The 23,539-nt window shown below is 70.7% G+C and carries 17 protein-coding genes; 8 read left to right on the top strand and 9 right to left on the bottom strand.

Translation table 11 applies throughout. The features are described 5' to 3' along the window. Positions 1 to 31 precede the first annotated feature (31 nt). The 3 genes from KF796_02460 (at position 32) to KF796_02450 (ending at position 4,611) form a co-directional block, all read left to right on the top strand. The gene (locus KF796_02460) at positions 32 to 1,219 is read left to right on the top strand and encodes an MFS transporter (GenBank protein MBX3585480.1); all 1,188 of its coding nucleotides are present in this window, start codon (positions 32 to 34) and stop codon (positions 1,217 to 1,219) included. 12 nt (positions 1,220 to 1,231) lie between these two features. Continuing rightward, positions 1,232 to 1,693 (top strand): DUF937 domain-containing protein, encoded by a 462-nt coding sequence (locus KF796_02455; GenBank protein ID MBX3585479.1) that lies wholly within the window; start codon positions 1,232 to 1,234, stop codon positions 1,691 to 1,693. 314 nt (positions 1,694 to 2,007) lie between these two features. Then, a complete protein-coding gene (locus KF796_02450) occupies positions 2,008 to 4,611 on the top strand; it encodes a hypothetical protein (GenBank protein ID MBX3585478.1) in 2,604 nt (867 codons plus the stop codon). Between the two features lie 69 nt (positions 4,612 to 4,680). Here KF796_02450 and KF796_02445 read toward each other — a convergent pair whose 3' ends face one another. Both KF796_02445 and KF796_02440 read right to left on the bottom strand, forming a co-directional pair. Then, positions 4,681 to 5,529 carry a lysophospholipase gene (locus KF796_02445; protein MBX3585477.1) on the bottom strand — a complete coding sequence of 283 codons (849 nt, stop codon included), beginning with the start codon at positions 5,527 to 5,529 and terminating at the stop codon, positions 4,681 to 4,683. Beyond that, positions 5,526 to 7,031: a M20 family metallopeptidase gene (locus KF796_02440; protein ID MBX3585476.1), complete on the bottom strand. Its 1,506-nt coding sequence runs from the start codon at positions 7,029 to 7,031 to the stop codon at positions 5,526 to 5,528. Before KF796_02440 ends, KF796_02445 begins: the two co-directional genes overlap by 4 nt. Positions 7,032 to 7,126: 95 nt before the next feature. Here KF796_02440 and KF796_02435 point away from each other — a divergent pair, with 95 nt between their 5' ends. After that, complete coding sequence (locus KF796_02435; GenBank protein MBX3585475.1) at positions 7,127 to 7,924, top strand: DUF72 domain-containing protein; 798 nt, start codon at positions 7,127 to 7,129, stop codon at positions 7,922 to 7,924. Between the two features lie 48 nt (positions 7,925 to 7,972). Here the strand turns inward: KF796_02435 and KF796_02430 are convergent, their stop codons facing one another. Both KF796_02430 and KF796_02425 read right to left on the bottom strand, forming a co-directional pair. Continuing rightward, complete coding sequence (locus KF796_02430) at positions 7,973 to 10,087, bottom strand: HAMP domain-containing histidine kinase (protein MBX3585474.1); 2,115 nt, start codon at positions 10,085 to 10,087, stop codon at positions 7,973 to 7,975. A gap of 26 nt (positions 10,088 to 10,113) precedes the next feature. Further along, on the bottom strand, positions 10,114 to 10,830 hold the full coding sequence (locus KF796_02425; GenBank protein ID MBX3585473.1) for a response regulator transcription factor: 717 nt from the start codon (positions 10,828 to 10,830) through the stop codon (positions 10,114 to 10,116). Positions 10,831 to 11,033: 203 nt separating this feature from the next. Here KF796_02425 and KF796_02420 point away from each other — a divergent pair, with 203 nt between their 5' ends. The 4 genes from KF796_02420 (at position 11,034) to KF796_02405 (ending at position 16,544) form a co-directional block, all read left to right on the top strand. After that, positions 11,034 to 12,092, top strand: coding sequence for an FG-GAP repeat protein (locus KF796_02420; protein MBX3585472.1), 1,059 nt, complete (start codon positions 11,034 to 11,036; stop codon positions 12,090 to 12,092). A 111-nt stretch (positions 12,093 to 12,203) separates the two neighbouring features. Continuing rightward, positions 12,204 to 13,472, top strand: coding sequence for a prohibitin family protein (locus tag KF796_02415; protein MBX3585471.1), 1,269 nt, complete (start codon positions 12,204 to 12,206; stop codon positions 13,470 to 13,472). Positions 13,473 to 13,475: 3 nt separating this feature from the next. Beyond that, the gene (locus tag KF796_02410; GenBank protein ID MBX3585470.1) at positions 13,476 to 14,969 is read left to right on the top strand and encodes a hypothetical protein; all 1,494 of its coding nucleotides are present in this window, start codon (positions 13,476 to 13,478) and stop codon (positions 14,967 to 14,969) included. A gap of 42 nt (positions 14,970 to 15,011) precedes the next feature. Next, entirely contained in the window at positions 15,012 to 16,544 is a 1,533-nt protein-coding gene (locus tag KF796_02405; GenBank protein ID MBX3585469.1) for a UDP-glucose/GDP-mannose dehydrogenase family protein, read from the top strand. Between the two features lie 7 nt (positions 16,545 to 16,551). Here KF796_02405 and KF796_02400 read toward each other — a convergent pair whose 3' ends face one another. The 5 genes from KF796_02400 to KF796_02380 form a co-directional block, all read right to left on the bottom strand. Continuing rightward, entirely contained in the window at positions 16,552 to 19,716 is a 3,165-nt protein-coding gene (locus KF796_02400; GenBank protein MBX3585468.1) for a PAS-domain containing protein, read from the bottom strand. A 44-nt stretch (positions 19,717 to 19,760) separates the two neighbouring features. Beyond that, positions 19,761 to 20,354, bottom strand: coding sequence for a YigZ family protein (locus tag KF796_02395; GenBank protein MBX3585467.1), 594 nt, complete (start codon positions 20,352 to 20,354; stop codon positions 19,761 to 19,763). Positions 20,355 to 20,441: 87 nt separating this feature from the next. Then, positions 20,442 to 21,281, bottom strand: coding sequence for a hydroxypyruvate isomerase family protein (locus tag KF796_02390; GenBank protein ID MBX3585466.1), 840 nt, complete (start codon positions 21,279 to 21,281; stop codon positions 20,442 to 20,444). A 69-nt stretch (positions 21,282 to 21,350) separates the two neighbouring features. Continuing rightward, positions 21,351 to 22,379 (bottom strand): TRAP transporter substrate-binding protein, encoded by a 1,029-nt coding sequence (locus KF796_02385; GenBank protein MBX3585465.1) that lies wholly within the window; start codon positions 22,377 to 22,379, stop codon positions 21,351 to 21,353. Positions 22,380 to 22,394: 15 nt separating this feature from the next. After that, a complete protein-coding gene (locus KF796_02380) occupies positions 22,395 to 23,528 on the bottom strand; it encodes an ABC transporter substrate-binding protein (GenBank protein ID MBX3585464.1) in 1,134 nt (377 codons plus the stop codon). Positions 23,529 to 23,539: the final 11 nt, after the last annotated feature.

The following is a 23,539-nucleotide window of genomic DNA, read 5'->3' as shown; positions in this document are numbered from 1 at the left end:
ACAGCCCATGCCCTGCGCAGGGCAAACGCCGATGCCCGCCTTCAACAAGAACCTGAGCCTGCTGGCCCTGTGCCAGGGCCTCTTCCTGACCAACAACGTCACCTTCATTGCCATCAACGGACTGGTCGGGCTGGCGCTGGCGCCACTGGGCTGGATGGCCACGCTGCCGGTCATGGGCTATGTGGTCGGCGGCGCGCTGTCCACCGGCCTGGTCGCGCGCACGCAGTCACGCTACGGGCGCAAGGCCTCGTTCCAGCTCGGGCTGGTGGTGGCCCTGCTGTCGGCGCTGCTGTGCGCCTACGCGGCCTTCACGCGCAACTTCTGGCTGCTGTGCGCGGCCACCGTGGTGGCCGGCTACTACAACGCCAACGCCAGCCTGTACCGCTTTGCCGCGGCCGAGCTCGCGGGCCAGACCGCGCAGGAAAAGGCGGTGTCGCTGGTGATGGCTGGCGGCCTGATCGGCGCGGTGATCGGCCCCAACCTCGCGGCGCGCACGCGCAGCCTGTTCGAGGTGCCCTTTGCCGGCGCCTACATTGCGCTGGCCGGCGTGGCGCTGCTGGCCATGGTCGCGCTCGCGTTCATCAGGTTCCCGCCGACGCCACCGAGAAAGACCAGCCAGAGCGGCCGCCCGCTGCGTGAAATCATGGCGCAGCCGGTGTTCATCGTGGCCGCCATCGGGGGCTCGCTGGGCTTTGGCGTGATGAACCTGCTGATGGCCGCAACGCCGATTGCCATGCAGCAGTGCAGCTTGCCGTTCTCCGACGCGGCCCTGGTGCTGGAGTGGCATGTGATCGGCATGTTCGCGCCGGGCTTCTTCACCGGCCACCTGATCCGGCGCTTTGGCGTGCTGCCCATCATGGGCACGGGCGTGGTGCTGAACCTGGCCTGCATCCTGGTGGCGCTGTCGGGCGTGGACCTGCACCAGTTCCTCGTGGCGCTGTTCCTGCTGGGCGTGGGCTGGAACTTCCTGTTCACGGGCAGCACCACGCTGTCCCTTTCCGCCTACACGCCCGAGGAAAAAGACCGCGCACAGGGCGCCCTGAACTTTTTCATGTTCGCCACCCTCGCGCTGAGCTCGTTTGCCTCGGGCGTGCTGGTCACCACCCAGGGCTGGACCCTGCTCAACTACGGCTCGCTGTTCCCGGTGGCGCTGACCGGCAGTGCCCTGCTGTGGCTTGCGCTCGTCACGCGCCGCGCCCAGAATCCAGCCAACACCTGAAAGGACACGGTCATGGGATTGCTTGATTCGGTATTGGGCTCGGTGATGGGCGGGAACACGCAGGGCGCCGGCGCGCAGGGGGGGCTGGGCAGCCTGATCCACCTGGTCACCAGCAACCCGCAGCTGCTGCAGGCCATCACCGGCATGCTGGCCAACGACGGCGCGCAGGGCGGCCTGCCAGGCCTGGTCGAGAAGTTCCAGCAGGCCGGCCTGGGCAACGTGGTGGCCTCGTGGATTGGCAGCGGGCAGAACCAGCCCATTGGCGGCGACCAGCTCACCCAGGTGCTGGGCAGCGGCACCATCGGCGACATCGCCGCCCGGCTCGGCATGGGCCAGGGCGAAACCGCCGACCAGCTCGCCAACCTGTTGCCCGGCCTGGTGGACCAGCTCACGCCGCATGGCACGGCGCCGGCCAACGGCCTGGGCGACACCGGCGACCTGATGGGCATGCTGGGCGGCCTGTTGCGCCAATAAAAGCCGGCAACGCCCACCGGCCACCATGAATGGCCCGCGGCGCGCGCGAGGGCGTGCCGCCCTCGCGGCGGCCCTTGTTCTGCTTTTGTTTGCTCCTGATTTGATAGCTGAAAGTACTCACCACGCCTGTGCTAGAGTGACTTTGCTGTCTCCCCAGGGCGTTTGACCAAAACGCCTGCCTCGCCCGGGTCCCTCAGGCCCGCGTCATTCATCCCGTGTTGCAGGTTGTCTTGGGCAGTCGTGTGACGATTGCCCGAGGATTTGCCGTGCGCACCGCTTCTTCATTTTTTGCTCCGCTGTCCGTCGCCCTGTTCATGAGCCTGTCCGCCTGTGGTGGCGGTGGGGGCGGCGGTGATGCCGCCAATGGCGCAGGCGGCAATGGCGCCCCCGTGAGCTTCAACGTCGGCGGCACCCTGGCCGGCCTGGCCGCGGGCAAAACCGTGGTGCTGGCCCACAAGGACGCCAGCGGCGCCACCGCGCAAAGCAGGAGCCTGAACGCCAACGGCGCCTACAGCGTCAGCCTGCCGGCCGGCACCGCCTACCAGCTCGTGGTGCTGGTACAGCCTTCGGGCCAGACCTGCAGCGTGTCCAACGGCACCGGCACCGCCAGCGCGGACGTGAACAACGTCAGCGTCAACTGCCTGGACAACGTGGCGGCGCCCGAAGCCCGCGTGGTCAGCGGCACCGTGGCCGGCCTGGCCGCGGGCCAGACCCTGGTGCTGCAGCTCAGCGCCAATGGCCAGGTGCAGGAGACGAGCGTGCATGCCGATGGCAGCTTCCAGTTCCCCGAGGCCCTGACCGGCACTTTTGCCATCACGGTCAAGACGCCGCCCGCGGGCCAGGGCTGCAGCGTGGCCCACAGCCAGGGCACGGCCGGTGACGGCGTGGCCATCAGCGTCAGCTGCACCGCGGCGAGCCAGAGCTTTCGGGTGGGCGGCCAGTTGAGCGGCAACATCGGCGTGGTGGCGCTGCGCAACACGGCCAATGGCGACGCCCTCGTGCTGTCCGCCAACGGGGTGTTCCAGTTCCCGCAGCCGGTGCCGCAGGGCAGTGCCTACAACGTGGTTCGCGTCAACGCCGGGGGCGTTCAGACCTGCAGTGTGGGCAATGGGTCAGGCACGGCCAGTGCCCACGTGAGCAACATCAGCATCCGCTGCGCGGCCGTGGTCCCGGTATCGCCGCCGCTGGCGGTCCCTTCGGTGCCGGCGGGCCTGACCATGACCTACGACGTCAAGCGCTTCGACCTGGCCTGGGGCACGGTGACGGCGCCCTTTGGCGGGGGCACGGTCAGCTACCAGCTGTTTGAAGACCCCGACGGGGCCGGCCCTACGGCGTCGGTGCAGATCGGCGGCACGCTGACCGGCGCCACCTACACCCAGGGGGTCAGCGGCCTGCTGCACACGCGGCTGAACGCCCAGTACCGCGTGCAGGCCTGCAACACCACAGGGTGCAGCGCGCTGTCCAGCGCCATCACGCCCCACATCACGCAGGCCGTGGGCTACTTCAAGGGCAGCAACACGCAGGCCAGTGACCTGTTCGGCTCCTCAGTGGCCCTGTCAGCCGACGGCAGCACGCTGGCCGTGGGAGCCTATTGGGAAAGCAGCAACGCCACCGGCATCGACGGCGACCAGAGCAACAATGCCGCCCCGTCCTTCGGCGCGGTCTATGTCTTCATCCGCAGCGGCACCACCTGGAGCCAGCAGGCCTATGTGAAGGCGTCCAATTCGGGCGCCGGGGACCGTTTTGGGCTGGCCCTGGCCCTGTCAGCCGACGGCAACACGCTGGCCGTGGCGGCGGTCAGGGAGGACAGCGCCGCGACAGGCATCGACGGCAACCAGGCCAGCAACGGCGCCACCGATGCCGGGGCGGTGTATGTCTTTGCCCGCAGCGGCGCCACCTGGACCCAGCAGGCCTACGTGAAAGCGTCCAATGCCGAAGCGCAAGACTGGTTCGGGCTTTCGCTCGCCCTGTCCGGCGACGGCAACACACTGGCGGTGGGGGCTTCGCAGGAAAGCAGCAACGCCACGGCCATCGGTGGCAACCAGGCGGACAACAGTGCCTTTTATGCCGGGGCCGTTTATGTTTTCAGCCGCAGCGGCGTCACCTGGACCCAGCAGGCCTATGTCAAGGCGTCCAACACGGCGTCACTGGACCAGTTCGGAACTTCCGTTGCGCTGGGCAGCGACGGCAACACGCTGGCCGTGGGGGCACCGGGTGAGGACAGCAATGCGACGGGCATTGATGGCAACGAGGCGAACGACAGCACGAGCCGGTCGGGGGCGGTCTACGTCTTTGCCCGCAGCGGCGCCACCTGGACCCAGCAGGCCTATGTGAAGGCGTCCAATCCAGGGGTGAGCGACCTGTTTGGTACATCGGTCTCGCTGGCCGGCGATGGCAACACCCTGGCCGTCGGCGCCGAGCAGGAGGCGAGCAACGCCACCGGCGTCAACGGCGACCAGGCGAACAACAGCCTGAGCAACGCGGGGGCGGTCTATGTCTTTGCCCGCGGCGGCGTCACCTGGAGCCAGCAGGCCTATGTGAAGGCCTCCAATACCGGTGCAGGAGACAAGTTCGGGTCTTTGCTCACCCTGTCAGCCGATGGCAGCGCGCTGGCCGTGGGCGCGAATGCCGAAGCCAGCAATGCCACAGGTCTTGACGGCGACCAGGCGAACAACAGTGCCACCTCTGCCGGGGCCGTTTATGTTTTCAGCCGCAGCGGCGCCACCTGGAGCCAGCAGGCCTATGTGAAGGCCTCCAATGCGCAAGCCCTGGATTATTTCGGGTCATCGGTCTCGCTGGCCGGCGACGGCAACACGCTGGCCGTGGGCGCGTGGCAGGAGGACGGCAATGCCACCGGCATCGGCGGCAACCAGGGCGACAACAGCGGTTCCTCCGCAGGCGCCGCGTATGTCTATTGAAGGCTCGATCTGCTCCTGATTTGATAGCTGAAAGTGGCCGCCCGGCAAGGACTACAGGCACTTTTGGCATCAAACCGGCGGGAAGCGGGCATCCAGCCAGGCCTGCAGCATGCTGAACACCGGCTGCGCGTCCAGTTCGTTGAACAGCTCGTGGTACAGGCCGTCAAAGCAGTGCGAGCTCACCACCTCTGTCGGCGCCGCGGCGGCAAAGGCCCGGCTGCCGGCCGGGTTGACCAGCCGGTCGGCGCCCGCGTACATCAGCAGCGTGGGCACGGTCCATTGCGCGGCATGGGCCACGGTGTCGGGCCCGCCGTCGGCAATGAAGCGGGCCAGCCGGCCCGAGATGCGGTCGTGCACCAGCGGGTCGGCCCGGTAGGCCGCCACCACCGCCGGGTCGTGCGAGATGCCGCTCACGTCCAGCCCGTTGCCCAGCGTGAGGTTGGGCGCCACCTTGGGCACCACCGCCAGCAGCACTTTCTGCACCACGTTGAGCCCCGGGTCCAGCACGGGTGACGACAGGATGAGGCCGTCCACCGCGCGCCGCCTCTGGGCCACAAAGCGGCCCGCCACCAGCCCGCCCATGCTGTGGCCCAGCAGGATCAGCGGCACGCCCTCGGCCACCCGCAGGCGGGTGCTGTCCACCACGTCGGCCAGGTCTTCGAGCAGGCGGTCGTCGCTGGGCAGCCCGCCACGCACGCCACCGGACTCGCCGTGGCCATACTGGTCGTAGCCGCGCACCGCAAAGCCCCAGGCATTGAGGCGCCGCGCCACATGGTCATAGCGCCCGGCATGCTCGCCCAGGCCGTGCACCAGCACGATGGCGCCGCGCAACGCCTGGTCTTCGTCCAGCGGCCACTCCTGCAGCGCCAGGTTGTCGCCATCACTGGCGGTGAAGGTGGACAGCGTGGACTCGTTCATGCGCCCGCCTGCGCGGGTTCACCCCCCGTGGCCGGCAGGCTGGCCATGACCTGCGCCACGGCGGCCGTGAGCTTCTTGGCGTAGGGCACATGCAGGAACTCGTTGGGGCCGTGGGCGTTGCTGCGCGGGCCGAGCACACCGCACACCATCATCTGCGCCTTCGGGAAACCCTGGCTCAGCATGTTCATGAGCGGAATGGTGCCGCCCTGGCCGATGTAGCCGCAGGGCGCGCCAAAGTGCGCCTGGCTGGCCGCGTTCAGCGCCTGCTCGAACCAGGGCGCCGTGCCCGGCGCGTTCCAGCCCGTGGCGCCACCGCCGCTTTCAAAAGTGACGCGCGCCTGGTAGGGCGCGTTGTCTTCCAGCAGGGCCTTGAGGTCCTGCACGGCCTGCGCCGCGTCCACCAGCGGGGGCAGGCGCAGGCTGAGCTTGAAGGCGGTGTAGGGCCGCAGCACATTGCCCGCGTCCTTGAGCGCGGGAAAGCCCTCGGCGCCGGTCACGCTGAGCGTGGGTGTCCAGGTGCGGTTGAGCAGGGCCTGCACCGGGTCGGTGGTAGTGGGCAGCGCGAACGCGGTGGAGCCGCCGCAGTCGTAATGCGCCCAGGGGAAGCGCTTGTAGACCTCGTCGCCCAGAATCGCCGCCGTGGCCTGGGCCTGGGCCAGCCGCTCGGTGGGCACCTCGCAATGGAAACTGGCGGGCAGCAGGCGGCCCGTGGCGCTGTCTTCGAGCCGGTCCAGCACCTGGCGCATGATGCGAAAGCTGCTGGGCACCAGGCCGCTGGCGTCGCCCGAGTGCACGCCCTCGGTCAGCACCTCGACCTTGAGCGTGCCGCTGGCCATGCCGCGCAGGCTGGTGGTGAGCCACAGCTGGTCGTAGTTGCCGGCGCCGCTGTCCAGGCAGATCACCAGCGCCACGTCACCCAGCCGAGGCCGCAGCGCATCCACGTAGGGCAGCAGGTCGTAGCTGCCCGACTCCTCGCAGGTTTCCACCAGGCCCACGATGCGCGGGTGCGCCACCTTCTGCGCCTTGAGCGCCTGCACCGCGGCAATGCTGGCGTACACCGCGTAGCCATCGTCGGCGCCACCGCGGCCGTAGAGCTTGCCGTCTTCGTATTTGGGCGTCCACGGGCCCAGGTCGTTGCGCCAGCCCGTGAACTCGGGCTGCTTGTCGAGGTGGCCGTACATCAGCACCGTCTGGCTGGACTGCGGCGCGGTGGCCGCGACTTCAAAGAACAGCACCGGCGTGCGGCCCGGCAGGCGCACGATCTCCAGCGTCAGGCCCTCCACCTTCTGCGCCTCGACCCACTGCGCGGCATTGCGCATCACGGTCTCGATGTGGCCATGGGCCGCCCAGTCCTTGTCAAAGCCGGGCGACTTGGCCGGGATCTGGATGTAGTCGGTGAGCTGCCGCACGATGTCGCTGTCCCACTGGCGGGTCGCGTGCGACAGGGCGGCGGCGGCGTCCAGCGCGGCGGCGGGCATTTCCTTGTGGAGGGGGGCGTTCATGGGGAAGTCTCCAGAATCTGTCAGCAGGACAAGCCGCCACTTTACGCCGCCCCCGCCGGGCGCGCTAGAGTGCGCAATCACGCAGGAGACTGGCCATGGCGAATGCAGGAACCATCCGCGCGGGCATCGGGGGCTGGACCTACGAGCCCTGGCGCGACAACTTCTACCCCCAGGGGCTGGCCCACAGCCGCGAGCTGGCGTACGCCAGCCGCCAGCTCACGGCCATCGAGGTCAACGGCACCTACTACAGCACCTTCAAGCCCGCGACCTTCGCCAAGTGGCGCGACGAAACCCCTGACGGTTTCGTGTTCAGCCTCAAGGCCAACCGCTTTGCCACGAACCGCAAGCTGCTGGCCGAAGCGGGGCCGTCGATCGAGCGCTTCATCGACAGCGGGGTGAGTGAACTGGGCGCCAAGCTGGGCCCCATCGTCTGGCAGTTCATGCCCACCAAGCAGTTTGACCCGGCGGACTTCGAGGCCTTCTTGAAGCTGCTGCCGCGCAAGGCCGATGGCGTTGCGCTGCGCCACGCGCTGGACGTCCGGCATGCCAGCTTCATGACGCCCGCCTTTCTGGCGCTGGCACGCCAATACCAGTGCGCAACCGTGTTCACCGACAGCGACGACTACCCGAGCTTTGCCGACCTGACCGGCGAGTTTGTCTACGCCCGGCTGATGCGCACCGAATCACGCTACAAGACCGGCTACCCGCCCAAGGCCCTGGCCCGCTGGGCCGAGGCGGCGACGACCTGGGCGAAGGGCGCCGAGCCCGACGACGTGCCACGCGTGGCGGTGGCCGGCAAAAAATCGGGGCCGCGCGACGTGTTCATGTTCTTCATCAGCGGCGCCAAGGAGAAGGCACCGGCCGCCGCGATGGCGCTGATCGCACAGGTTTGAGCCGGCCGGGGCTGCTGCCCTCGGGACAGCAGCCTCGGCGACGCGCCGTCAGCCCGCCCGCGCCAGCGTCAGCCTGAAGCTCACGCCGCCCGCCTCGTTCACGGCCTCGATGGTGCCGCCCATCTTGGCCAGGTAGGTCTTGGCCACGAACAGGCCCTGGCCGCGCTGGCCCGGCGCGGCGGCCCCATCGGCCTCGCCGCCCGACACCCCGTAGTCAAAGATGCGCGCCAGCAGCGCGGCGTCAATCGGCGGGCCAAGGTTGTGCACGCTCACGCTGGCGTTGCCGGCGTGGACCTGCAGCGTCAGCGTGGTCACGGTGCCGGGCGTGCGGTGGCGGTCGGCATTGCGCAGCAGGTGGGTCACCACGTCTTCCAGCGCAAATTCGTCGGCGCGCACCTTCACCGGCTCGCCGCCCGCGTAGTGCACGCCGGCCAGCCCCGCAAAGTGCGCGTTGCCGGCCACATGGGTCAGGAACTCGTGCAGGTCCAGCACGCCCGCATGCAGCGTGGCGGCCTGCAGCGCCTCGCTGGGCGAAGCCTGGCTGTACAGCACCTTGACCGCCTGCTGCATGCGCTGCACATAGCGGTGGCTGGCGTCGTCGGCCCGCGGGTGCAGCACCATGAGCGATTGCAGCGGCGACATGATCTCGTGCCCCACCGCGTGCCACATGTCGCGCTCCTGCTGGGTGCGGATGTGCTCGCGCTTCAGGTCGTCCTGCACGCGCTGCAGCAGGTCGGCCAGCGCGCCGGCCAGAATGCCCAGCTCGTCGCGCCCGCGCAGGTCCGACACGTCCAGCGCGCCGAGGCGCTGCTCCACCTGCGCGGCGTTCACGTTGTACGACACCGCGGCCGCGCGCCGCGTGAGCACGGTCACGCGGCGCAGCAGGCCCAGCTCGATCAGCAGCCAGGCCAGCGCGATCGCGGCCAGCATGGCGCCCACATACCAGCTCATGCGCGTGGCCACCACGCTCAGCGTGCGCTCGATGCTGCGCACATTGCCGTGCAGCGTGAGCTCGTAGTTGCCCGCGGCCGTGGCAATCACCTCGCGCCCCGTCAGCGCGGGCGTGGCCACGGCCTGCACGGGCAGGAAGCTGATGAGCTGGGTCAGCCAGGGCAGGCTGCGCTCCGCGGCCTCGCCCGCGGCACCTGCCTTTTCCTGGCCGCGCACGGTGACCACATGCCCGGTGCCGGCGCCCTGGCGGCCGGCCTTGCGGATCGCCAGCGACTCGCCCGGCAGCAGGGCCTGCGCGAGGTCGTTGAGCGCCAGCGGCGAGGTGGCGCCCGCGGCGTTGCTGTCAAACAGCGGGGCCTGGCCACCGGGTGCGAGCATCTGCATGTGCACCAGGGTCTGCTGCAGATCGGCCGGCGGCCAGACCGGGCGGGTCTTGCCAAACAGCGCCAGCCGGTAGGCCTCCACCGGCAGCCGGATCGAGAAGAAGGTGCGGCGCGCGCAGCTGCCGGGCTCGCCGTCGGGATCGGCGCAACGGCTGCCCTGCCAGACCCAGCCGCGGAAGTCGCGCAGCGGGCGGGCCAGCAGGCGCAGCGTGTCGCCCTCGTCCACGAACCCCGTGAGGCGGCCCCGCAGCACCGGGCCCTCGGCCTCGCCGCGCACTTCGACCGGCGCCACCCAGCGCAGCGTCTCGCCGCCCTGGGTCAGGCTCACGCGGGCGCGGTGCACCTCGGTCAGGTCCAGCGTGCCACGCTCGCGCGCCACCAGCGCGGGCGCGCGGAAGTTGCCCACCAGGTAGATGAAACCCCCGGCATACGGGTTGTTGCCAATGGCCACGCAGATCGCGCTGCCGTCGGGGTACTGCACGCTGCAGCCCGCGGTCTCCACGGCCTGCTGGGCCTTGAAGGGGTCGTCAAAATCGATCGCCGCATAGGGCAGCAGAAGGGGCCGCAGCGGCACGGCCTGGGGCACATGGCCGGGGTTCAGCAGCGCGAGCTGGCCGGCCGGGTGGCGCAGGCGCGCCGCGATCTCGGCCTGCGTCTTGCGAAAGCCGCGCTCGTAGTTGCGGTAGCTGCGCTCCTTCTCGTCCTGCAGCAGCACCACGGCCAGCGCCAGCGTGGCCAAGGCCAGCAGCAGGAACACGCCGCGCACCAGCAGGCGCCTTCGGAACGCGGCCAGGCCAAGGCGGGGGACTTCCAGAACCGGCAGCTTCATGCGGGGCCTTGGTGCGGGCGGGCCATTCAGGCCGGGCGCCTGGGCGCCGGCGGACGCGCCACCCAGCGAAAGCCGCGCATGGGTACGTTCTCGATGCCGTCAAAGGCGGTGTCGATCTCGCGGAAGGCATCGCGGATGGTGCTCACATGCTTGCGCACGTTGTCGCGGTTGCGCCCGCTCTTGACCACCTCGAACAGGTCCTCGTAGCTGACCACCTCGCCCGCGCGCTGGTGCAGCGTGGCCAGGATGCGCTGGGCCGTGAGCGGCAGGTTGATGCGCTCGCCGCGCCAGGTCGGGGTGCGCTGCCACAGCGGATCGAGCGACAGCTCGCTGGCCGCGAGGTCGGCCTCGCCGGTGCGCGCCGCGCGGGCCACCCGCAGGATGTCCAGGAAGGTGTCGATGAAGTCGGCCTCCTCGAAGGTGGTCTTCTGCAGGTAGTCCCAGGCGTCCAGCGCCTTCATGATGCTGCGGTAGATAGCGGCCGGCATGGCGCTGACCACCAGCACCGGCGTGCCCTGGTGCCGCTTGTTGATGGCGTTGATCAGCGCCACGCCGGCATGCCGTTCGCGGCCCAGCTCGATGTCAAGCACCACCACGTCGTAGCGCTCGCGCGCCAGCGCGGCCTCGGCCTCGTCGCGGCTGAACCACTGGTCGATCCGCGCGTCCGGGCGGGCCGCGCGGATCCAGCCCGCGAGCTGGTTGCTGGTGGGCAGGTCGTCTTCAATCACCGCGACTGTGGTCATGCCGGCAATTATGGGTGCCGGCCCGCGCCGGGGCCTGTGAGTGTTTCTTCCGGGGCCGGAGGATTCGGGCCCCGCGCGTGACCGCTCGCGCCCCGCCCGCGCCTTGTTGCCTCCGCGGCCGGTGCGAAGAATGGGACTCCAGAGAAAGCGGCCTGTACGGCGCCTCTCCCCCGGTTCAGACCCCCTTTTTCTGGAGAATCCTCATGCCGCAACGCCTCGATGCCTTGACCCGCTCCCTGCGCGCCCTGCTGCCCCGCAGCCATGCCGCCCGCCATCTCATCCGCCACCTGATTGGCTGGCTCGGCGTGGTGGCCGCCAGCTCGGTGCTGGTGGGCCTGATCCTGACCCCCGCGCACGCGGTGCGCGCCGCCAGCCTTCCCGGCGCGCAGGGCCTGATGCTGCGCCCCGGCGAGTGGCGCCAGCAGGCCGGCAGCTACCTGCTGCCCACGGCACTGCGCATCGCCCCCGAGCACTGGCCCACCGACGGCTGGGTCCGCGTCACGCACAAGCCCGGCCACCTGGACGTGCGCGCGGTTGCCGCGCCGCCCCAGGGCCTGCCGGACTTCCTGCTCAGCATTGCGCTGCAGCTGGAAGACCCGCAGGGCCAGGACGGCCTGGCCGGCTACCCCGAGGCCGAAGCCGAGGCGGTGGACACCCGCTACCTGCGGGTGCCCGGGACCCGGCTGCTGCCAGGCCGGCGGCCCACGGTGGCGTTCCCGCAGGGCGTGTTGCGCCCGCGGCTGGACCATGCCTACGCCCTGAGGCTGGGTGACACGCCCTTCACGCTCACGGTGCACGACGGCCTGCGCAACCGCGCCGGCGTGCCCTATGGCGAGGGCGCGAAGTACGTGGTGCGCCGCGGCGGGCAGACCTACACCTGGCTGCTCGGCCAGTCCGGCCGGGACTCGGTGGTCGAGGCCGTGGCCGACCTGGACGGCGACGGCAAGCCCGACTTCATCGTCCGCGTCGGGGGCCGCAACGGCGACGACGAATACCTGCTGCTGTCCAGCCACGCCCGCCCTGGCGCCAACGTGCCCACCGCCGAACTGGGGTCTGTTAACGCTATTTCTACAAGATGCGTTGCGAGTCAAAAAGGTCATGCGCAAGGCGCGAAATGCAGCCGGACTCCATGTCCGGCAAGGCTTCGCAACGCGGCGCATGGCCTTTTTGATCCGCAACCCGGAGGGAAGGTGGTTAAAAAAGCGCCACTCGTCGTTGCACTCCTAGGCAAGGCATCAGCCTTGCCGTCGTCGCGCGCCTAGATTGGCGCTTTTTTAACCGCCTTCGCACTTGTAGAAATAGCGTTAACAGGCCCCAGGCTCGCAGGGCTGCTGAACCCCTTCTTCCTTTTCAACCGACTCCAAGGACTCCCCATGAACTTCCGCCGCCTCATCGTCACCTTTCACGCCCTGCGCCGCAGGCTCGGCCAGCGCCTGGCACCGGCCTGGCGCGCCCCTGAAGCTGGCGACCCCGCGCCCTTCAGTGCCCAGGGCACCCTGCACCTGCTGGCGCGCCTGCGCAACGGCCTGCTGGCCGCCGCCGTGCTGGCCGGCGCGGCCGCCCTGCTCTACCAGTTTCCGCCCGTGCGCACCGTGCCCCCGGGCGAGGTGGGCGTGCGCACCAACCTGCTGACCGGCAGCGTGAGCCAGTGGCGCGACGGCAGCGTGCTGGTGCTGCCGGGCGTGCACGCGCTGCGCACCTTCAACCTGCGCGACCAGTTCTGGCGGCCGGCCGAAGTGGCGCGTGCCAGCGGGCCCTCGCCGCTGCAGTCGCTCGAGGGCCTGTCGTTTGGCGTGGACCTCGCGGTGCGCTACGCGCTGGACCCGGCCAGCCTCGCGGGCATTGCGCGCAGCCTGCCCGACGACGTCACCGCCGAGGTGGTCGAGCCCGCGGTGCAGGGCGTGATCTACAAGGTGTTTGCGCGCTACACCGTGCGCGAGGCGTTTTCGAGCAAGCGCGCCGAGATCCAGAAGGCGATCGAGGACGAGCTGCGCCCGCGCCTGGCCAGCGACGGCCTGCTGCTGCGCGCGGTGCAGATCGGCAAGGTGGACCTGCCCGCCGACTACCGCCGCGGCATGGACGCCCTGCTGGCCGAGGAGCTGGAAACCCAGAAGATGCGCTACACGCTGGAGCTCAAGGACAAGCGCGTGAAAGAGACCGAGCTGGAGGCCAACGCCGACAAGGTGCGGCGCGAGGTGCGGGCCGAGGCCGCCGCGCGTGAACAGGTCATTGCGGCCCGGGCCCAGGAAGAGGCGATGAAGCACGTGCTGCCGTTCAAGCAGCGCCAGGTCGAGCAGCGCCGGCTCGAGGCCGAGGCCGAGAAGCAGGCCCGCGTGAAGGCCGCCGAGGGCAGCGCCGAGGCCCGGCGCATCGAGGCGCGCGGCGAGGCCGATGCGCGCCAGCGGCTGGCCGAGGCCGAGGCCTGGCGCCTGGAGCGCGTGGGCAAGGTCAATGCCGAGCAGATGGCGCGCGAGGGCCAGGTGATCACCCAGCACCCGCTGCTGATCCAGAAAGCCCTGGCCGACAAGCTCTCGGACAAGGTGCAGGTCATCGTGGCCCAGCCCTCGGCGGGCGGCAGCTTCCTGGCCGACACCCTGCTGGGCGGCCCGCGCGGCGCCCGCGGCGCACACGGCAGGGAGTAAGCCATGCTCGCCGCCGCCCTTGCCACGCTGGTGGCCAGCGCCTCGCTGGGCACCGCCATCATCACCACCGACAACGCCGCGCTGCGCGCGGCCCCGCGCGACGGCGCCCAGCAGCAGGCCCTGCTGCACCAGGGCGAAATGGTCGAGGTCCGCGGCCAGCGGCTGGACTACCTGCAGGTGTACGACCACCAGCGCGAACGCGCCGGCTATGTGCACGCCAGCCTGGTGCAGCGCACGGCGCTGGCGCCGGCCGAGGCGCCCGCGCTGCTCACGCTGCTGCGCTTCGTGCGGGACCAGCCGGGGCGCGAAGCGCTGGGCCTGGGCCTGGCAGCGGCCTGGCTGCAGGCCGCGCCGGCCGCACAGGTGCAGGGCGCCGACGGCATGGAGGCGCTGGATGCGCTGGGCACGGCGGCCGACCGGCTGGCCCGGCGCGCCACCTCGGGCCGCTACAGCGGCGCCGGGCCAGGGGCGTTCCCCGGCAAGGCCGCCGATACCGCGCTGGCCGCGCAGCTGGACGTGGCGGGGCGCTACGGCGTGCGCTTTGTGAGCTACGAGCACGACGGGCAGATGCAGGTCTGCTACGACGGCGACGTGTTCCTGCGCCTGCTGGGCATGCCGTCCAGCCCCGGCCAGCGCGCACGCGCCGCGCTGGGCCTGACCCGCCCCGAATGCGTGGACCCGGCGCTGCAGCCGCTGGCGCGGGCGCAGCTGGCCGAATGGCGGGCCGAGCTGCTGGACCGCGTGGACACCGCTGCGCTGCCGGGCTGGCTCGCCAATCAGGTGCAGATGCGCCGCGCCGGCGCGTGGAGCGAGCTGGCCTGGCACCGCGCGCGCCAGGGCCATGACGGCGCGGGTGCCATGCAGCGGGCGCTGGATGCGCTGGCCGCCGTGCAGCCGGGCGAACTGCGCGACGCCGACCGCGCCGACTACAACACCGCGGCCATGCAGACCAATGCCTCGCGCTGGGCGGCGGCGCCGGCACCGGTGGCGCCCGCAGCGGGCAAGCGGCCCTGGCTGGTGACCCAGCCCGGCGAACCCGGCCAGACCTGCGTGCTGCTGCTGGACGCGCGCCATGACGCGAGCCGGCCACTGGCCCGCCGCTGCACCTACAGCACGGTGTGGCTGGCCTCGGCCACGCTCAACCGCGAGGGCAACGCCCTGGCCCTGGCGGTGCAGCCCCTGGCGGGCTGGCGCGAACTCTGGCTGTTTCACCGCAGCGGCGAAGGCGCCCAGGCGGCGTGGGCGCTGGACGTGCTGCCGCCCGCGGCCACCGCGCCCGGCACCGGCTATGCCGAGTTCGCGGGCTGGGTGCCCGGCGGGCGCCAGCTGCTGGTGGCGCGCGAGGCCCGCGGCGAGGGCCGCTACCGCCGCAGCTTCGAGGTCATCAGCCTGGACTCGCTGGCCACCGTGCGCCGGGCCACCGAACCCGGGGCGCTCGGGCCGTTCCTGCGCTGGCAGGACCCGGCCTGGAAGCGCGACACCGTGAGCCTGCGCTGAGGCCGGCGCGCCGCGCCAGCGCGCTACCATGCGGGCAACCCCATGGCCCCGCTCAAATTCCTGGTCTGCGCCCTGTTCTATGGCGACTTTCCCGCGCTGGCGCAGCGCTGCGCGCTCACGCTGCGGGCGCTGCGCGACACCGGCGCGGTGGACATCCGCATCGGCCTGAATGAAGTGTCGGCCCGCTCGCTGGCGCTGATCGAGGCCGCGCTGCCCGGTGTGGACCAGCTGCGCGCCGACCCGCAGATCTACAAGTACCCGATGATGCGGCGCCTGGTGCACGGCTACACCGGCGATGCCACCCACCTGATGTGGTTCGACGACGACTCCTGCCTCGTGCCCGGCCTGGACGTGCCCGCCTGGCTGGCGGCCGTGGCCCGGCACGCGCGCGTGGCCCAGGGCACCCTGGGCGCGGCCTACCTGCGCGAGCAGTCCGCCGCCGAGCACGACTGGATCCGCGCCCAGCCCTGGTACCGCGGGCGGCCGCTGCCCGCCGCCACGCGCTTCAACACGGGCGGCTGGTTTGTGGCGCCGCTGGCGTTGCTGCGCCGCTTTGACTGGCCGCCGCCCGACCTGCGCCACAACGGCGGCGACGTGGCGCTGGGCGCGCTGCTGTACCAGCAAGGGCTGGAGGTGATGGATGGCCGCGGTGGCGTGGCCATCAATGCCGACGAGTCGCTGGCCGAATCATCGGCCGCGCGCCGGGGCTTCAGCGAGCCCGCGCTGGGCCTGGCCGACAGCAGCGGCCATGCCGCGCCCGGCGGCCAGGGCCCGGTGGTGGGCGTGGTGGGCCTGGGCCATGTGGGCCGGGCCCTGGCCGCGGCCCTGCAGCCGCGCCTGCACGTGCTGCGCAGCGACCCCGCGCTGCCCGGCAGCGCCACGCCGGCGCAGCTGGCCCAGGCCTGCGGCGTGATCCTGGTCTGCGTGCCCACACCGGCCGGACCGTCGGGCACGGCCGACACCAGCATCGTCGAGGCCGTGGTGGGCGAGATCGCCCAGGCGTCGGCCGGCCGCGCGAGCCCGCCCGTGGTGGTGATCCGCAGCACGGTGCCGCCGGGCACCACGCAGACCTTGGCCCAAAAACACCCGGGCCTGCCACTGGTGGCCAGCCCGGAGTTCCTGCGCCAGCACGCCGCGGCAGCCGATCTGGCGGCCGCCGCGCGCATCCTCGTGGGCCTGCCCACGCCGCCGCCGCCAGCCGCCGCGCTGCAGGTGCTGGCGCCGGTCTGGCAGGCGCTCTCGCCGCGGGCCACGGTGGTCACCACCGACGCCGCCACGGCCGAGCTGGCCAAGTACGCCACCAATGCCTTTCTGGCGCTCAAGGTGACCTACGCCAACCAGCTGGCCGATGCCTGCGCCGCGCTGGGCCTGGACTATGCCGCGCTGGCCGAAGCGCTGGCGCTGGACCCGCGCGTGGGCGCCTCGCACCTGGCGGTGCCGGGCCACGACGGCCAGCGCGGCTTTGGCGGGCCCTGCCTGCCCAAGGACCTGAGCGCGCTGCTGGCGCTGGCCGGCCCGTCGCTGCCGCTGCTGGAGGCCGCGGCGCGCTGGAACCAGGGCCGGCGCGGGCCCTGAGCGCGCGTCACACCCGGCGCGCCGCCAGCCCCGCGGCCGCGCGGCGCAGCGCATCGCCCACCGCGGCGGCGCGGATGGGCTTGCTCAGGTAGTCGTCCATGCCGGCGGCCAGGCAGTCGTCGCGGTCGCCTTCCATGGCGTTGGCGGTCATGGCCGTGATCCATGGGCGGCCGGTGGGCGGGTACTGCGCGCACAGCTGGCGGCTGGCCTCCAGCCCGTCCATGCCCGGCATCTGCACGTCCATCAGCACCACGTCAAACGGCGCGCCCTGCTGGTGCGCCACCGCCACCGCGTCCAGCGCGGCCTGGCCGTTGTCCACGATCTGGATGTCGTAACCCAGGCCGCCGAGGATCAGCGCGGCCACCCGCTGGTTGACCAGGTTGTCCTCGGCCAGCAGCAGGCGCAGCGGCACCTGCTGGGCCAGCCGGGGCTCGCCCGCGTCCGCCGGTGCTGGCGAGCCGGCCGGGCCCGCGGGCAGGGCCGCGGCCGGCCGCTCGAACAGCGCGGTCAGCGCGTCGAACAGCACCTGCGACTTGGTGGGCTTCATCAGGGTCTGCGCCACGCCCAGGCCGGCCAGCTGCTGGCCGGCATCGCCCAGCGAGGTCAGCACCAGCAGCGGCAGCCGGGCCGGCGGGAAGCGCTTGCGCAGCTCGGCCGCCAGCGCATAGCCGTCCATGCCCGGCATCTGCACATCGATCAGCGCGGCGTCAAACGTGTCGCCGGCGTCCAGCCAGTCCAGCGCCTGGCGCCCCGAGGAGGCCGCGCGTGGCAGCATGCCCCAGCGGCTGGTCTGCAGCGTGAGGATCTGGCGGTTGGTGGCGTTGTCGTCCACCAGCAAAACGCGGCGCCCGCTGAGGCTGACCGCCTTGCGGTTGACGTAGGCGCTGGGCCCCGAGGGCACGGCGTGGCAGGGGATGTCGAACTGGAAGTCGGAGCCCTGGCCCTCGACCGAATCCACCCAGATGTGCCCCCCCATCAGCGCGATCAGGCGCCGGCAGATGGCCAGGCCCAGGCCGGTGCCGCCGTACTGGCGCGTGGTGGAGGTGTCGACCTGGCTGAACACCTGGAACAGGCGGTTGAGCCGGTCCGCCGGAATGCCAATGCCCGTGTCGCGCACCGAGCCGTGCAGCAGGGCCGAGCCGTCGGCGGCCTCGCGCCGCGACAGCGTGACCACCACCTCGCCGCTCTTGGTGAACTTGACGGCGTTGTTCACCAGGTTGATCAGCACCTGGCGCAGCCGCGTCATGTCGCCGTAGATCGCGCGCGGCACGCCGTCCTCGATCCAGTACAGCAGGTCCAGGCCCTTGGCCACGGCCGGGCCGCTGGTGAGGTCCAGCGCGCTTTCCACGCACTCGGTGAGGTTGACCGGCACGCTCTCGAGCTCCAGGTGGCCCGACTCGATCTTGGAGAAGTCCAGGATGTCGTTGATCAGCGCCAGCAGCGCGTCGCCGCTGGTGCGGATGGTCTCGGCAAACTCGCGCTGGGTGCCGGTCAGCGGCGTGTCCAGCAGCAGGTCGCTCATGCCGATCACGGCATTCATGGGCGTGCGGATCTCGTGGCTCATGTTGGCCAGGAAGTCGGCCTTGGCGCGGTTGCCCGCCTCGGCCGCCTCCTTGGCCGAGATCAGCGCGGCCTCGGCCTCCTTGCGCGCCGTGATGTCGCGCGCAATGCCCAGCAGGCCGATGCACTGGCCCGACTCGTCGCGCATGGCCACCTTGACCAGTTCCACATACTGCAGCCGGCCGTCGGCCAGGCTGGTGAGCTGTTCCTCATAGACCAGCGGCTGGTCGCTGGCCATGGCCCGCTCGTCGGTGCGGCGCTGGTGTTCCGCCACCTCGTCGCCAAACAGCTCGCGCGCGGTCCGGCCGACCACGTCTTCCTCGCGCAGGCCGTAGTTGCGCCAGTGCGCGGGGTTGGACAGCTGGTACACGCCCCGCGCGTCCTTGAGCCAGACGCGGTCAGGGATGTTGCCGACCAGCGCGCGCAGCTGCGCCTCCTTGCGCGCCAGCGCCTCCTGGGCCTGCACGTAGTCGGTCATGTCGGTGAAGGTGCGCACCACGCCGCCATCGGGCAGGGGCCGGGTCCGCACCTCCAGCGTCTTGCCCTCGCGGCTCTTTCGCATGTAGGTCTCGGGCCCCTGGATGGCCGGCAGCTTGTCGCCCACGGCCACATAGCCGCGCGCCACCGCGTCCACAAAGTCAAAGTTCTTGCCGAAGTCGCCGCGGTCGATCTGGAAGCGCACCAGCTCTTCCATGGTGGGCTGCGAGGCCATCAGGCCCTCGGGCAGGTTCAGCAGCTCCTGGTGGCGCCGGTTGGACAGCACCACGCGCCCCGTGGCGTCGATGGTGGCAATGCCCTGGCTCATGCTGTCCAGCGTGATCTGCAGCATGCGGCTTTTCTGCGCCAGGTCCTGCTGGGCGTTGAAGTAGGCCGTGACGTCGGAATAGGTCCGCACGGCCCCGCCCTCGGGCAGGGCGCGGGTCTTGACCTCGAGCACCCGGCCGTCATGGGTCTTGCGGATGTAGCTGCTGGACCCGGTGATGTCGCTGGCCGTCATCACCAGGTCGAATTCGGTGCGCGCGGTCGGTGACTCCAGCAGCTGGTTGCCGTCCCCGAAATCGCCGCGCTCGGCCTGCCAGCGCGTGAGCTCCTGCAGCGTGGGGCGCCGGGCCAGCCATTCGGGCGGCAGGTTGAGCATGTCCAGCGCGCGCTGGGTGTGGAACACCACGCGCCCCTGGGCGTCAAAGCGCATCAGGCCCTGCTCGACGTTCTGCACCGTGACGCGCAGCTCGTCCTCGGCGCGCTTGCGCTCGGTGATGTCCTCGACCGTGCCCTCGTAGTAGAGGATGGCGCCGGCCTCGCTTCGCACCAGGTGCGCGTTCTCGCTGATCCAGAAGACCTCGCCGCTGCCCTCGCGGCGCATTTCCGAGACCAGGTCGCGCACCGCGCCGTCGGCCTCCAGGCGCCGGCGGAATTCCTGGCGCGCCCCCGGGTCCGCATACCAGCCACCGGCATTGACGCGCGACGAGGTCAGCATCTCGGCCTCGTTGGCAAAGCCGAAGATCCGCGCCATGGCCTGGTTGACCCGCAGCTGGCGGCCATCGGGCGCGGTCCGGTAGGCCCCGATGGGCAGCAGCTCGAACAGTGTGGAAAAGTCGTCTCCGGAAGCCATATGGCGCCCACTGTAGTACAGGTGGCGCCACGCCGTGTGTCCACTCACGCGGGGGGCTCGTGCCAGGCCAGCTTGCCCTGCCCAGCTTCGTTCAGTCGCGTCACCAGCGCGGCGGCTTCGTCGTCGGGCAGGCTGAAGGCCAGGGTCACCACGCTGCCATGGCCGGCTTCGTGCAACTGGGCGCCGGCGGCCAGCAGCTCGCGGCGCAGCCAGCCCTCCAGCGCATAGGGCACGCTGCAGGCCAGCGCCACGGTCTTGCGCAGCGGCACTTTCTGCGCATTGAGCAGGGCCTGGGCCACGGCGTCGGTGTAGGCGCGCACCAGCCCGCCCGCGCCCAGCTTGACGCCGCCAAAGTAGCGCACCACGGTGGCCAGCACGCCCTCCAGCGCCTGATGGCGCAGCACCTCGAGCATGGGGCGGCCCGCGGTGCCGCCGGGCTCGCCATCGTCATGGGCGGCCGACTGCCCGCCCGCCAGCAAGGCCCAGCACACATGGGCGGCGCCCGGGTGCTGCGCGCGCAGGCTGGCCACCACGGCCAGCGCGGCGGCGCGGTCGGGCACGGCCTGCACGCAGCCGATGAAGCGGCTTTTCCTGATGAGCAGGTCGCTGTGGACCGGTGCGGCGAGCGAAAACGGCATCAGGCAGCCCGTTTCAGAGTCAAAAGTGGCTGGAATCCAGGAGGGGCGGCCACTGTGCGCTATGAAAACAGGAGCAAATCGAGAGGGTCAGCCCTTGCGCCCAGGCAGCCAGCCCAGGCCCGCCGACGTGCCGCCCGGCTGCGCGCCGCGCGCGGGCCGGTACTCGCAACCCACCCAGCCCTGCCAGCCGCAGGCGGCCGCCACCTCGTCGATCACGTCGAACAGGTAGGGGTAGTTGACCTCGCCCAGGTCGGGCTCGTGGCGCTGCGGCACACCGGCGATCTGGAAATGACCGACGCGGCCCGTGGGCAGGTACTGGCGGATCTTCATGGCCACATCACCCTCGACGATCTGGCAGTGGTACAGGTCGAACTGCACCTTGACGTTGGGCTCGTCAATCTCGGCCAGCAGCGCATGCGCGTCGTCCTGGCGGTTGAGGAAGAAGCCCGGAATATCGCGCGTGTTGATGGGCTCGATCAGCACGTCCACGCCCTGGGCCGCGGCCAGCCGCGCCGCGCGTTTCAGGTTGGCCACATAGGTGGCGCGCAGCGCCTCGCGCGTGCGGTGGCCCGGCACCAGGCCGGCCATCACATGCAGGCGCGGGCAGCCCAGCGCGGCGGCATAGCGCAGCGCCAGGGCGATGCCTTCGGCAAACTCCGGCTCGCGGTCGGGCTGGCAGGCAATGCCCTTGTCGCCCGACGCCCAGGCGCGGTCAATGGACGTGCGGTCGGTGCCGCCGGGCGGCGCGTTGAACAGCACCTGCTGCAGGCCGTGGGCCTTGAGGCGCGCGGCCAGCTCGGCGGGCTCGTAGGCGTACGGGAACAGGTATTCGACGGCCTTGAAGCCGTCGCGCGCGGCCGCCTCGAACCGGTCCAGAAAGTCCAGCTCGGGGTAGAGCATGCTGAGGTTGGCGGCGAACTGCGGCATGGGAGGCGCTCAAAGTTGTATGACAACTTTGAGTATCGCACAGCGCCCCCTGCAAAGGTTGCGGGCCGCCTACCGGGCGGCGACCGCGTCGCCGCGCGCATCCTTGAGGATGGCCGCCACGTCGCCGCCATAGACCTTTTCGGCACGGGCATAGACGCTGGACATGGCTTTGCGAAAGGCCGCCACATCGGGCCGGATGATTTTGGCGCCGGTGGCGCGCATGGCTTCCAGATTTCGCTCGTCGGCCTCCTTGACCAGCTTGCGCGACAGGGTGGCGGCTTCGCGGGCCGCCCGCAGGAACTGCTCGCGTTCAGCGGCCGACAGCCCGGCCCACAGCTTTTCCGACGCGACAAAGGGCAGCGGGCTGTAGACATGTTGAGTGAGCACGATGTTGGGCGCCACCTCGTTGAAGCGCAGCGCGCGGATGGTGTCGATCGGGTTCTCCTGGCCCTCCACGCGGCCCTGCTGGATGGCGGCGTAGACTTCGGTCACCGGGATCACCACGGGCTCATAGCCGATCGACTCCATGATCCACTTGATCATGTCGTTGGGGAACACGCGCATCTTCTTGCCCACCGCATCGGCGGGCTTGGTCATGGGTGAGCGCGTGGTGAAGCTGCGAAAGCCCGCCTCCCAGGTGGCCAGATGGCGCACCCCCTTGCCGGCCATCTTGTCGAACTGCTTTTGCAGCCAGGGTGATTTGTCGTAGAACGCCCAGCCCTGTTCATAGCTGTCCACCAGGTAGGGCAGCGCGGTCAGGTTCAGCTCGGGCACCAGGCCGGCAAAGCTGCCGGTGGCGCTGGCCGTGAAGTCCAACTTGCCCTCGGCCACGGCCTTGATGCTCTGCGGGTCGTTGCCCAGCTGGCCTGAATGGAACACCAGCACGCGGTACTTGCCGCGGGTGAGTTCTTCCACCCGCCGGGCAAACAGCTCTGACGCCAGGTGGCGGGCGCCCGAAGGGGTGTCGGTGTGGTTGAGCTTGAGGATGCGGGGGTCGCCGGCCGGTTGGGCCACAGCCGGCACGGCCAGGGCGAGCAGGGCGCAGGCGATCCCGCTGCCCAGAAGAATGCGCGTGAGAATGCGTTTGAATGAGTTCATGGCGGTCTCCCGGGGTTACTGGCGGATGCGCCCGTCGGCACCGATGAGCGACAGGTCGACAAAGCGCGAGCCTTCGCGCTGGCCCGGACCAAAGTCCACCATGAAGCCCCCCAGGTCGGCGCGGTGCAGGCTTTCCAGCCCACGGACCAGGTCCTTGCGCTGCGGGTCCCGCCCCGCGCGGCGCAAGCCCTCGCCCACGATGCGCGCGACGATGTAGCCCTCCAGCGAGGCAAAGTTGGCACGCGCCGGGTCAATGCCCAGCGACGCGATGCGGCGCTTGAAATCCATGGCGATCGGCGCCGTGGCCTTGTAGGGATTCGGCACGCCCTGGGCCACTGCCACGCCGGCGGCTGCAGCGCCCAGCTGGGTGACCAGCTGCTCCGCATCCACTGTCGAGGTGGTGAAGATGAAGGCCGGCGAGTTCTTCGCGCGCAGGCCCTTGATCAGCGCGCCGGCCACCGGGGTGTTGGCCACCAGCAGCAGGGCCTGCGGCTCGGCGGCCGCGACCTTCTGCACCGTGGCGTCCACCTGCAGGTCGTTGCGTGCCTGCATGGCCACCACCAGGGGCTTGAGCTTGCGCCTGGCCAGCGCGGCCTCGGCGTCGGCCCAGGCCTCGCGGCCGAAATCAGTGTCTTCGTACACCACGGCAATGCGGCTGGAGCCCATGGTCTGCACCTGGTCCAGGATGCGCTGCACCTCCTCGCGGTAGCTGGCGCGCACGTGGAACAGCGCGCCCTTGCTGCGCAGCGCCGAGCTGCCCGAGCGCACGCCCACCACCGCGATGCCCGCCTTGTCGAGCAGCTCCTTTTCAAGCACCGCATCGATGTTCTCCGCGCCCCACATGCCGATCAGCGCCACCGGGTTGTCCTGGTCGATCAGGTCACCCACCAGGCGCACGGTTTCGGCGCTGCGGTAGCCGTCGTCGCGCGACACCAGCCTGAGCCGGTTGCCGCTGATGCCACCGGCCGCGTTGATCTCGTCAAAGGCGATCATGGCGCCCAGGTTGAAGTCGCGGCCCGACACCGCCAGCGGGCCGCCAAAGGGCGCGACCTGGCCAATCACGATGTCCTTGCCCCAGGCGGCCAGCGCCGCGCCGCCCAGACACGCCGCAAGGACCAGTGGACGAAAGAAGGGATGCCCGTGTTTCATGTGAAATCTCC

The organism is Ramlibacter sp. (genome assembly GCA_019635435.1).
In the GTDB taxonomy this organism is placed as follows: domain Bacteria; phylum Pseudomonadota; class Gammaproteobacteria; order Burkholderiales; family Burkholderiaceae_C; genus JAHBZM01.
This window is presented reverse-complemented; position numbering and strand designations above follow the sequence as displayed.

Bases quoted from the DNA above. Each gene is read 5' to 3' on its own strand.
- KF796_02430 (MBX3585474.1), bottom strand. From the start codon at position 10,087: ATGAAGCTGCCGGTTCTGGAAGTCCCCCGCCTTGGCCTGGCCGCGTTC.
- KF796_02380 (MBX3585464.1), bottom strand. From the start codon at position 23,528: ATGAAACACGGGCATCCCTTCTTTCGTCCACTGGTCCTTGCGGCGTGT.
- KF796_02445 (MBX3585477.1), bottom strand. From the start codon at position 5,529: ATGAACGAGTCCACGCTGTCCACCTTCACCGCCAGTGATGGCGACAAC.
- KF796_02410 (MBX3585470.1), top strand. From the start codon at position 13,476: ATGCTCGCCGCCGCCCTTGCCACGCTGGTGGCCAGCGCCTCGCTGGGC.
- KF796_02440 (MBX3585476.1), bottom strand. From the start codon at position 7,031: ATGAACGCCCCCCTCCACAAGGAAATGCCCGCCGCCGCGCTGGACGCC.
- KF796_02400 (MBX3585468.1), bottom strand. From the start codon at position 19,716: ATGGCTTCCGGAGACGACTTTTCCACACTGTTCGAGCTGCTGCCCATC.
- KF796_02390 (MBX3585466.1), bottom strand. From the start codon at position 21,281: ATGCCGCAGTTCGCCGCCAACCTCAGCATGCTCTACCCCGAGCTGGAC.
- KF796_02425 (MBX3585473.1), bottom strand. From the start codon at position 10,830: ATGACCACAGTCGCGGTGATTGAAGACGACCTGCCCACCAGCAACCAG.
- KF796_02395 (MBX3585467.1), bottom strand. From the start codon at position 20,354: ATGCCGTTTTCGCTCGCCGCACCGGTCCACAGCGACCTGCTCATCAGG.
- KF796_02450 (MBX3585478.1), top strand. From the start codon at position 2,008: ATGAGCCTGTCCGCCTGTGGTGGCGGTGGGGGCGGCGGTGATGCCGCC.
- KF796_02385 (MBX3585465.1), bottom strand. From the start codon at position 22,379: ATGAACTCATTCAAACGCATTCTCACGCGCATTCTTCTGGGCAGCGGG.
- KF796_02405 (MBX3585469.1), top strand. From the start codon at position 15,012: ATGGCCCCGCTCAAATTCCTGGTCTGCGCCCTGTTCTATGGCGACTTT.
- KF796_02455 (MBX3585479.1), top strand. From the start codon at position 1,232: ATGGGATTGCTTGATTCGGTATTGGGCTCGGTGATGGGCGGGAACACG.
- KF796_02460 (MBX3585480.1), top strand. From the start codon at position 32: ATGCCCGCCTTCAACAAGAACCTGAGCCTGCTGGCCCTGTGCCAGGGC.
- KF796_02435 (MBX3585475.1), top strand. From the start codon at position 7,127: ATGGCGAATGCAGGAACCATCCGCGCGGGCATCGGGGGCTGGACCTAC.
- KF796_02420 (MBX3585472.1), top strand. From the start codon at position 11,034: ATGCCGCAACGCCTCGATGCCTTGACCCGCTCCCTGCGCGCCCTGCTG.
- KF796_02415 (MBX3585471.1), top strand. From the start codon at position 12,204: ATGAACTTCCGCCGCCTCATCGTCACCTTTCACGCCCTGCGCCGCAGG.